Consider the following 10,717-nt stretch of genomic DNA (forward strand, 5'->3'; position numbering starts at 1 on the left):
TATTTTTATGCAAAGGAGCAGATCTCCTAAATTAAATAGCTTCTGCCGCCGTAGATGGCGGAAGGCTCAACCACAGAGGAGTTTTTGATGCAAAAACAGGCAAATGGTTTGATTTATTTATGGCTGAGCGTTGTCGCCTTTATCTTGGATTTATTCACTAAATGGTTAGTGGTTTCGCATTTTGAACTGTATGAAAGCGTCAATATTCTGCCGATTTTTAACCTGACCTATGTCAGAAATTATGGCGCGGCGTTTAGCTTTCTTGCCGATCATAGCGGTTGGCAAAAATACTTTTTTGTCTTAATTGCAGTTGTGATTTCAGCATTATTACTCTTTTGGCTGGCAAAAACGCCACGCCAAAAAATCTTGGTGAACAGTGCTTACGCTTTAATTATCGGCGGTGCATTAGCCAATATGACGGATCGTCTTTATCACGGTTTTGTGGTCGATTTTCTTGATTTTTATTGGCAAATTTATCACTATCCGGTGTTTAATGTTGCAGATATTGCAATTTGTGTTGGGGCAGGATTACTGATCATCGATTATCTGAAGAATGAACGCAAACAGGTAAAAGGAAAGGACGAATGAAAATTATCTTAGCAAATCCGCGAGGTTTTTGTGCCGGTGTAGATCGCGCTATCAGCATCGTGGAATTGGCGTTGGAAATTCACGGCGCACCGATTTATGTACGTCACGAAGTGGTACATAACCGTTTTGTGGTGGATGGTTTACGTCAGCGTGGTGCGATTTTTGTTGAAGAGTTAAGTGAAGTGCCGGACGGATCGATTGTGATTTTTTCGGCACACGGTGTTTCTCAGGCTGTGCGTCAAGAGGCAAAAGAGCGAGATTTAAAAGTGTTCGATGCAACCTGTCCACTCGTAACAAAAGTCCATATGCAGGTCGCAAGAGCAAGTCGAAAAGGGACAAAAGCGATTTTAATCGGTCACGAGGGGCATCCTGAAGTGGAAGGCACAATGGGGCAGTATGATAATCGCGAAGGTGGCATTTATTTAGTGGAAAATGTGGAAGACATTGCCGGCTTGCCGCTTTCTAATCAGGACGATCTCACCTTTATGACGCAAACGACCTTGTCGATCGATGATACGGCAGAAGTGATTGAAGCCTTAAAAGCAAAATATCCGGCAATTCAAGGGCCTCGCAAAAATGATATTTGCTATGCAACAACCAATCGTCAACACGCAGTCAAGGAGTTAGCAAAACAGTCTGATTTAGTTATTGTGGTCGGCTCAAAAAATTCATCAAATTCCAACCGCTTGGCTGAACTGGCTTCGCGAATGGGGGTGTCATCCAAATTAATCGATGATGCTGCTGATATTGATCCTCAATGGCTAGAGAATATTAATGTGATTGGCATTACCGCAGGGGCATCCGCGCCGGAAGTGTTGGTGCAGTCAGTGGTGAATCGTTTATTGGAACTCGGTGCGACAAGCGTTGAAGAGCTGGAAGGCTGTGAAGAAAATACAGTGTTTGAAGTGCCGAAAGAGTTGCGAATTACCGAAGTCAATTAACAAAGACAATGCCGTTGTTATCTTCAATTAACAACGGTTTTTTCTTTTTATTAAATGGCGTGAGATTGAATGAAGTATCACTTCATTTTTTTTATTTTTTTAAGTGATCGCTATCACAATTCTAATAATCTGTGTTTTACTTCATTTTTATGGGCTTCTATACTGAAACGGATTAACAAAGATTAATCAATCTTTGTATTAAAACTAAACAATGGGGATATTGTTATGAGTATGTTATCTTATTTACAAAAAATAGGTCGAGCTTTGATGGTGCCGGTCGCCGCATTGCCGGCAGCCGCTATTTTAATGGGGATAGGCTATTGGATTGATCCGGACGGCTGGGGAAGTAATAGTGCTTTAGCGTCTTTGTTGATTAAATCAGGTGCTGCAATTATTGATAATATGTCGTTGTTATTTGCGGTTGGTGTTGCATTTGGTCTTTCTAAAGATAAACACGGCTCAGCAGCATTATCAGGTTTAGTCGGTTATTTAGTGGTGACCACGTTGCTTTCTCCCGGCGCAGTTTCTCAACTTCAAGGCATTCCTTTAGATCAAGTGCCGGCAGCATTCGGTAAGATCAATAACCAATTTATCGGTATTTTGGTTGGTATTATTTCTGCGGAACTCTATAACAGATTTTCTCACGTTGAGTTACATCAAGCATTGGCATTTTTCAGTGGTAAACGTTTAGTACCGATTGTTGTTTCTTTCGTGATGATTTTAGTGTCATTTGTATTGCTTTATGTATGGCCGGTGATTTTTAACGGATTGGTCAGTTTTGGTGAATCAATTCAAGGTTTAGGGGCAACCGGTGCCGGTATTTATGCTTTCTTCAATCGTTTATTAATTCCTGTCGGTCTACATCACGCCTTGAACTCTGTGTTCTGGTTCGATGTTGCTGGAATTAATGATATTCCTAACTTCCTTGGTGGGGCGAAATCATTGGCGGAAGGTAAAGCGGTGCTTGGGCAAACAGGTATGTATCAAGCCGGTTTCTTCCCAATTATGATGTTCGGTTTGCCGGCAGCGGCATTGGCGATTTACCATAGTGCTAAACCATCTAAAAAAGCATTGGTCGGTTCAATTATGTTTGCAGCGGCATTGGCATCATTCTTCACCGGTGTTACTGAACCGTTGGAATTCTCCTTTATGTTTGTTGCGCCGTTGCTCTATTTAATTCACGCACTATTGACCGGTATTTCCGTATTTATTGCAGCAACATTCCACTGGATTGCCGGTTTCGGATTTAGTGCCGGATTGGTGGACTTAGTGTTGTCTTCTCGCAATCCATTGGCAACAGAGTGGTATATGTTGATTGTGCAAGGTCTGGTGTTTGCGGTGATTTACTATCTATTGTTCCGCTTCGTGATTAAAGCATTTAATTTAAAAACACCGGGACGTGAAGAAGATAGTGCAGATAGCGCCGGTGTCACATCGAAAAGTGCCGCAAGCCAAGATAATGAACAGGCAAAAGTTGAACGCGCACAAGCATTTATCACCGCGCTTGGCGGTAAAGGTAATATCAAAGAAATCGATGCCTGTATTACCCGTTTACGTTTGATTTTAGTGGATCGTAATAAAATCAACGAAGCGCAGCTCAAAGCATTGGGTTCAAAAGGAAATATTAAATTGGGCGATAACGCCTTGCAGGTTATTTTAGGTCCGGAAGCAGAACTTGTAGCTGATCAGATGAAAAAATTATAATTTTTCCTGCAAGATGATGAATAACAACGTTAAAGTCGAAAGGCTTTAACGTTGTTGTTATGTATTAGGCAAAGGAAAAATCAACTTCGCCTTTCTTGCCGATAAAACGAACTTCAGGCTGTAACACCACACCAAAACGTTCGGCAATGTTATGACAAATATAATGAGCAAGTGCGACAACATCTGCACCGCTTGCTCCTTCTTTATTAATGATGACTAATGCTTGTTTATCGTGCACCGCCGCACCACCTAACTGATAGCCTTTTAATCCGCAACGATCAATTAACCAGCCGGCGGCTAATTTGACATAGCCATCAACCTGAGGATAGTGAGGAATATCCGGATATTGTTTCTTCAACCATTGAAATTGCTCCGCAGAAACCAGCGGATTTTTGAAAAAACTGCCGGCACTGCCAATTTTTTTAGGATCGGGCAATTTCGCCTGTCTGATGGCACAAACTTGTTGAAAAACCGCTTTAGGTGTGAGCTGTTTTGGATCTAACCGTGCTAAGTTTCCGTAATGTAAAATTGGTTCCCATTGTTTTGCTAATTTAAAATGCACGGCAATTACTGCATAATGATCACGATATTGATGCTTAAAAATACTCTCACGGTAACCAAATTGACATTCATTATTTTGCAATACAAATTGTTTACCAGTAGATAGGTCAACTACTTCAACAGCTTGGCAAACATCTTTTAACTCTACACCGTAAGCTCCGATATTTTGCACAGGTGCAGAACCAACACATCCCGGTATTAATGCTAAGTTTTCTAAACCACCGATATTCTGTTCAACACAGTATTGAACAAATTGGTGCCAATTTTCACCACTTCCGACTTTAAAATAGTGGAAATCCTCATCGTTGTGATATTCAATGCCTTTAATGCGATTTAACAGCACTATGCCGGAAAAATCTTCGGTGAACAATACATTGCTTCCTTCTCCCAACAGTAAAACCGGCAATTGGTGGTGTTGAGCTTGCTGCCATAAATGGTATAACTCATCGGCTTGATCAACTTGATAAATCTGTTTCGCGGATGCTGGAATAGCAAAAGTGTGATATGGCTGTAAATTTGTTCCAAGATCAATCATTTAGCTAACCTAATAAAATAATTAACCAGACTAGCCCACAAGTTACCATTGCCACAAAAACTGCGGCAGAACCGAGATCTTTAGCACGACCAGAGAGTTCGTGATATTCCTTGCCAACACGGTCGACAATCGCTTCCAAACCACTGTTAAGAAGCTCAATAGCGAAAACCATTAATACGGAAGAGACCATCAATGCGATCTCAATTTTGTTTTTCCCAAGCCAAAATGCGAGAGGAATCAAAATAATAGCAGCACCGACTTCGTGGCGGAAAGCAGCTTCATATTTAAATGCGGCACGTAAACCCTGCATTGAATATTTTGCCGCTTTAAAAAAATGAGTTAATCCAGTGTATTTTTGCATAATATTCCTTAATTAGTGATGCGTTTTGCTTCAATGACATCATCCAGTTTTGCCAAACGAGATAAAATCTTGCTTAACATTTGTACATTGCTGAGTTCAATTTGCATATCAATGGTCGCAATTTGGCGTTTGGTATCACTACGGCTACTCACGCCTAAAACACTTACTTTTTCATTGGCTAAAACGGTTGTAATGTCGCGCAATAATCCATTACGGTCGCTGGCAATAATCCGAATACCAACGTGAACACCATAAGAATAGCTATCTCCCCAAAGTGCTTCTACGATGCGTTCTGGATTGTTCGCCTGTAATTCCGCTAGCTGTTCACAATCAGAACGGTGAATAGAAATGCCTCGTCCTTGAGTGATGTAGCCAACAATATCATCGCCCGGAATCGGTTGACAACAGCGAGCGATATGATGCATTAAATTGCCGACACCTTCAACGACAACGTGTCCTTTTTTCTTCTCTTTCTGCTGTTGCGCGTTGTTGGCACTTTTATTGGAGATATGTTTTAAAATCTCTTCATCAATCTCTTCATTGGACGGTTTAAGCAATTTGCTTTGTAAAAAGTTGATAAGTTGATTTAAGCGAATATCACCGCCACCAATGCCGGCATAAAGATCATCCAGATTACGCAAGTTATATCGTGGCAAGGCATATTGTTCGATCTGTTTTTGAGTTAAGCCGATACGATTCATTTCGCTTTCTAACATTTCGCGACCGGCAGGAATATTTTTATCGCGATCCAGTTTTTTGAACCAAGCGTGGATTTTCGCTCTGGCACGAGCGGTATGCACGAAACCAAGATTTGGATTGAGCCAATCGCGACTTGGATTTGGATTTTTTTGCGTGATGACTTCAATTTGATCGCCCATTTGTAATTGATAAGTGAAGGGTACAATTCTGCCGGCAACTTTGGCACCGATACAGCGATGCCCGATTTCACTATGAATACTGTAGGCAAAATCTAACGGCGTTGAGCCGGTTGGTAAATCAATGACTTCACCTTTCGGGGTAAAGACATAAACGCGATCATCAAACACTTGGCTACGCATTTCCGCAAGCACTTCGCCGGAATCCGCTAAATCATCTTGCCATGCCAATAATTTGCGTAACCAAGCAATTTTTTCTTCATAACCGCTGCGACCGGCAGTTGCGCCCTCTTTATATTTCCAGTGCGCCGCCACACCGAGTTCGGCATCATCGTGCATTTTTTGAGTACGAATCTGTACCTCTATCGGTTTGCCGCCCTTGCCCAAGACTACGGTGTGGATGGATTGATAACCATTAGGTTTAGGGTTAGCGATATAATCATCAAACTCTTTTGGTAAATGTTTAAAATGGGTATGGACAATACCTAACGCGGCATAACAATCCTGTAGTTTCTGTACGATAATGCGCACTGCTCTAACATCATAAAGATCACCAAAAGCGAGATTTTTTTTCTGCATTTTACGCCAAATACTATAAATATGTTTTGGACGACCATAAACCTCAACTTCAGAAAGGCTTTCTTTAAGGTAATGGGTTAATTCCTGCACGAAGTCTTGAATATACTGCTCACGATCTAAACGGCGTTCGTGTAGTTGATTAGCAATATGGCGATATTGATCCGGATGCAAATAACGGAAGCAGTAATCTTCCAATTCCCATTTCAACTGCCCGATACCCAAACGATTCGCCAATGGTGCATAAATATTGGCGCACTCTTTTGCCGCCAACACTTTATCTTCTTCACTGACGCGGCTGTCAGCGGTGCGCAAAAAGGTAATGCGTTCGGCAAGTTTAATCACGACACAGCGGAAATCTTCCACCATCGCTAACAGCATTCGCCGAATATTATCGATTTGTACGCTATCTGAACCACGATTGGTATTGAGTTGACGAATATTGTCCATTTCAAAGACGCCGTGTACCAATTTTTTGATCGTTGCGCCGAAATGTTCCTGTAAATCATCAAGGGAGAGAATTTCGTTTTCAATAAAAGGGAAGAACAGTGCTGCCAACAAGGAGTTGTCATCCATATTCAATTCCGAAAGGATAGACACCATTTCGACACTGTTGGAAAGAATGTCCTGCGCGTGGGCATTATCCGCAATTTTAGGATGAAGATATTGCCACGCTTGCATCAATAAACCTCTGGTACGATCCGCTAAAGTAAGCGAATTTAACCAATCTTCAAAAACAAAATGACGTAAATTTGTTAAATGTGTTTCTCTTACTGCGACCATTTTCTTCTTCCTGTTTTATTGAAAACACTATTGCATTAATCATACCGCCCCAATGATGTGAATATCAAACTGATCGGACAAACTTTTCGCCTTCAAGCAGACACTTTTATTATCAAATGGAGTAGTTCTATTTGAGTCTATTTTGCGGGAAAAGTTTAAATTTATTTTGAAAACAGCGTGATAGATTCTAAATGTCCGGTTTGCGGAAACATATCAATCATTGCGCTTTTCTCTAAATGGTAACCGTTTTCCACCAATATTTTCGCATCACGCACCAAAGTTGCAGGATTGCAAGAAACATAAAGAATTTTCTCCGCTTGCAACTCAATAAGGTGGTTTAACACAAAAGCTGCACCGCTGCGAGGAGGATCAAGCAAGATTTTATTAAATTTTTCTTGTGCCCAATTTTGATTGGCAAAAGGTGCGCTTAGATCAGCTTGGTGAAATAACGCATTTGTAATCTTGTTCTGTTGTGCGTTGTAACGTGCTTTTTCCACCATCTGTGCTACGCCCTCAATACCGACAACACGTTTACTCTGTTGCGCCAATGGCAAAGTGAAATTTCCCATACCACAAAAGAGATCCAATATCTGATCATCTGCTTGCGGATCAAGCCAATGCAACGCAGTTTGCACCATTCTTTCATTAATTTGTTGATTAACCTGAATAAAATCACGAATATCAAAAAAGAGTTTTAATGCGCCGATATGGTAATAAGGTCGTGCTTCTGTCCACGCTGAAACCTGTTGTTCTTGCTCACTCACGAACAGCATTAGCTGATATTGTTGCCCAAATAATTGTAGTTTTTCGGCATCCACAGCGTTTAATGCACCTAAATGACGTAAAAACAGTGCAATGCCATTGTCGGCGGCAACCAATTCGATATGCCCCAATTTTCTCGGTTGTTGCCATTGTTGCAGCAGTTGTGTAAGCGCTGGCAACAGTGCCGATAATGCCGGCACCAGCACTGGACATTGGCTGATTTCAACCAGCTGATTACTCTGTTTTTGCCGAAAGCCGAGCTTAATTTGCTTGGTAGTCGCGACATATTGCACGCTCAATCTGGCACGGCGGCGATAATGCCACTGTTCACCGCTTATCATTGCTTCAGTTTTTACTTCAGGAGCAATTTTTTGTAGCTGTCGTATTAACGCTTGTTCTTTGGTACGGCGTTGCATTTCAATCGGAATATGCTGCATTTGACAACCGCCGCACTGCTGATAATACGGGCAGCGAGGTTCAAGGCGTTGTGTCGATGTTGTCAGACGCTTGGTCGCCTTGCCGACACCATATTGCCGTTTTTCTTCTTGTATCGTGAACTGCACTTTTTCGCCCGGCAGCGCATCTGCAATAAACCAAGTTTTGCCCTCAATTTTGGCAATGCCCAACCCTTGATAATCCAAAGATTCAATTAACGCCGTTTTGTTTTTTGCAGATGTTTTTGTTGTAGCTTGATAAAACAGAACCATAATTTATTCGCTAGGATATAAAATATTTAAATGTTGTTGAAATAATTCCCGACTTTTCAAAGGCTTACCGCCTAAAAACGGTTTTAATGCAATGCGAGTAAAGCGTTTAGCCGCTTGTAAGGTCTCTTTTTCGTTAAAACTTAAATTAGCAAACGCCTGCAGATCTCGTCCGTAAAAAGTGAGATTATTTTTGATTAATGAAGCGATAAAGCCTTTTTCTTCCCGATATTGATAAGTCATTTCAGCGGCAACCGGCTCACCGCTGCCGGCACAATGTTCAAAATCTATGCCGTAGCCAAGTGCTTTCAACAACATAAATTCAAACCGGCGTAATGTTGCTTCCACTTGATCACCATTTGCCGCCAATCCGGTCAGACAACGCAAATATTCGTGGAACAGCTCCGGATAAGCGGTTTCCTGTTCCAAAGTTCGCACCAGCAATTCATTGACATAAAAACCGCTGTATAACGCGACTGTCTGCATCGGTAAAGTAACAGAAATCGCTTCCGCTTTGGTCAATATTTTTAACGTTCCTCGACCGCTCCAACGCAACAGCAACGGCGTAAACGGTTGTAATAAGCTCTTTAACGGAGAACGTTTTGCACGTGCACCTTTTGCTAAAAGCGTGATACAACCATAATGTTCAGTAAACAGATCCACCAGCAAACTGGTTTCACTATATGCCCGGCGATGTAATACAAAGCCACGTTGCCAATTATCGATGATACACCTCATAGAGAAGAAAAAACGATATTTATTTTAACAGAAAACATTGTGTATTAAGTTGAGAAAGAACTTTTTTATAACAAATTTCCATATAAATGATGAATTTATTATTAGACGTCTGGCAATCTATATGGATAAATATAACGCACATCAAACATTAATTAAGTTCTATGAGTGAGGAAAAAGACTATGTTAAGTGGATTAATTATCGGAGTTTTGCTCGGCTTTGTGCTGCAACGAGGTCGGTTCTGTGTTACTGGCGCATTTCGAGATTTATATGTGAGTAAAAATAGTCGGATGTTCACTGCATTCTTAATCGCGATTGCAGTGCAATCTGTCGGCTTATATAGCTTACAAGCATTCGGAATGTTTACTGTGCCGGAAGGAACCTTGGCGTTAAACGCGGTCATTATCGGCGGATTTCTTTTTGGTGTTGGCATTGTTTATGCTGGTGGATGTGCTACTGGAACTTAGTATCGAGCAGGTGAGGGATTATTCGGTAGCTGGGTGGCATTATTGACTTATGCTTTATCAGCGGCAGCGACAAAATATGGTTTATTAAAAAGTGTTAACCAAGAACTAAAACAGAACCCATTTCCTGATCATACTATTGATCAAACTTTAGGCATTTCAGCGTGGTGGTTGGTATTGGTTTTAGTAACGGTAACAGCGTGGTTGACTTAAAAATGAAAATTGCTACTTTACCGGCAAAACGTTCTGGTTTAGCACATTTATTATTTGAAAAACGTTGGCATCCTTTCTTTACAGCGGTTCTAGTTGGTGTAATTGCATTATTAGCGTGGCCACTTAGTACTGCTACCGGTCGTCATCACGGTTTAGGCATTACTTCACCGACTGCTGGGTTAGTTCAATTTCTCACCACTGGCGATAGTCAATATATCAATTGGGCGACTTTTTTAGTGCTTGGTATTTTAGTTGGCTCATTTATTGCAGCAAAAGGCGCTAATGAATTTAAATTCCGTATTCCAGATCAAACCACAATTATTCGCAGTGCTTTTGGAGGAGTGTTAATGGGATTTGGAGCCAGTTTAGCAGGAGGTTGCTCAATTGGAAACGGTTTAGTCGAAACGGCAATTTTTTCTTGGCAGGGCTGGATTTCATTAATTGCAATGATATTAGGTACTTGGTTTGCTGCTTATTTCACCATTATTCGTCCAAGAAAAAATAAGGTATTAAAACCACAATTAGCTTAATTACAACTTAATGACAAATAGAAAAAAGGAAATTTATTATGCGTGTTGAATTAGAAACTTCAGGTTTAGTTTGTCCATTCCCATTGGAAGAAGCGAAAGAGGCGATTGCCAAATTGAATAAAGATGATGAGTTAGTTATTACCTTTGACTGTACTCAAGCAACTGAATCGATCCCACAATGGGCTGCCGAATCAGGCTATCAAGTGACAGAGTTTGAACAGACTGGTGAAGCAAGCTGGCGAATTGTTATTCAAAAATAATGTTACAAATTTAAATTTTATCCCATTAAGGAAGTATTTCTTAATGGGATACCTGTATGACAACCATCATTAAATAACTCCATAACAAAGAAACATTTCTCCTGAAAGATATAGTTATATTTAT

The 10,717-nt window shown here is 40.9% G+C and carries 9 protein-coding genes and 1 pseudogene; 5 read left to right on the top strand and 5 right to left on the bottom strand.

Annotated elements, in window-relative coordinates; all coding sequences use genetic code 11:
* The first annotated feature begins 87 nt into the window (after nt 1-87).
* The 3 genes from lspA (at nt 88) to nagE (ending at nt 3,233) form a co-directional block, all read left to right on the top strand.
* On the top strand, nt 88-588 hold the full coding sequence (gene lspA, locus ACXPAV_RS10825; RefSeq protein ID WP_458003464.1) for a signal peptidase II: 501 nt from the start codon (nt 88-90) through the stop codon (nt 586-588).
* Entirely contained in the window at nt 585-1,529 is a 945-nt protein-coding gene (gene ispH, locus ACXPAV_RS10830; protein ID WP_018346374.1) for a 4-hydroxy-3-methylbut-2-enyl diphosphate reductase, read from the top strand. The genes lspA and ispH overlap by 4 nt, the downstream gene beginning before the upstream one ends.
* Nucleotides 1,530-1,754: 225 nt before the next feature.
* Nucleotides 1,755-3,233: an N-acetylglucosamine-specific PTS transporter subunit IIBC gene (gene nagE / locus ACXPAV_RS10835; protein WP_458003465.1), complete on the top strand. Its 1,479-nt coding sequence runs from the start codon at nt 1,755-1,757 to the stop codon at nt 3,231-3,233.
* Between the two features lie 64 nt (nt 3,234-3,297).
* Here the strand turns inward: nagE and murB are convergent, their stop codons facing one another.
* From murB to recO, 5 genes are all read right to left on the bottom strand, one after another.
* On the bottom strand, nt 3,298-4,329 hold the full coding sequence (murB, locus tag ACXPAV_RS10840) for a UDP-N-acetylmuramate dehydrogenase (RefSeq protein ID WP_458003466.1): 1,032 nt from the start codon (nt 4,327-4,329) through the stop codon (nt 3,298-3,300).
* 4 nt (nt 4,330-4,333) lie between these two features.
* Nucleotides 4,334-4,690, bottom strand: a complete 357-nt coding sequence (locus ACXPAV_RS10845; RefSeq protein ID WP_039089404.1) for a diacylglycerol kinase — start codon at nt 4,688-4,690, stop codon at nt 4,334-4,336.
* Nucleotides 4,691-4,698: 8 nt separating this feature from the next.
* Nucleotides 4,699-6,924 carry a GTP diphosphokinase gene (gene relA, locus ACXPAV_RS10850; protein WP_302508650.1) on the bottom strand — a complete coding sequence of 742 codons (2,226 nt, stop codon included), beginning with the start codon at nt 6,922-6,924 and terminating at the stop codon, nt 4,699-4,701.
* Between the two features lie 161 nt (nt 6,925-7,085).
* Nucleotides 7,086-8,393 (bottom strand): 23S rRNA (uracil(1939)-C(5))-methyltransferase RlmD, encoded by a 1,308-nt coding sequence (rlmD, locus tag ACXPAV_RS10855; RefSeq protein WP_458003467.1) that lies wholly within the window; start codon nt 8,391-8,393, stop codon nt 7,086-7,088.
* Between the two features lie 3 nt (nt 8,394-8,396).
* Nucleotides 8,397-9,128, bottom strand: coding sequence for a DNA repair protein RecO (gene recO / locus ACXPAV_RS10860; RefSeq protein WP_302508653.1), 732 nt, complete (start codon nt 9,126-9,128; stop codon nt 8,397-8,399).
* A 180-nt stretch (nt 9,129-9,308) separates the two neighbouring features.
* Here recO and ACXPAV_RS10865 point away from each other — a divergent pair.
* Together ACXPAV_RS10865 and ACXPAV_RS10870 are read left to right on the top strand one after the other, a co-directional pair.
* Nucleotides 9,309-10,333 (top strand): annotated as a pseudogene (locus ACXPAV_RS10865) (YeeE/YedE thiosulfate transporter family protein).
* A gap of 38 nt (nt 10,334-10,371) precedes the next feature.
* Complete coding sequence (locus ACXPAV_RS10870; protein ID WP_039094712.1) at nt 10,372-10,593, top strand: sulfurtransferase TusA family protein; 222 nt, start codon at nt 10,372-10,374, stop codon at nt 10,591-10,593.
* The last annotated feature ends 124 nt before the right edge of the window (nt 10,594-10,717 follow it).

It is taken from the genome of Gallibacterium sp. ZY190522, from assembly GCF_054166015.1.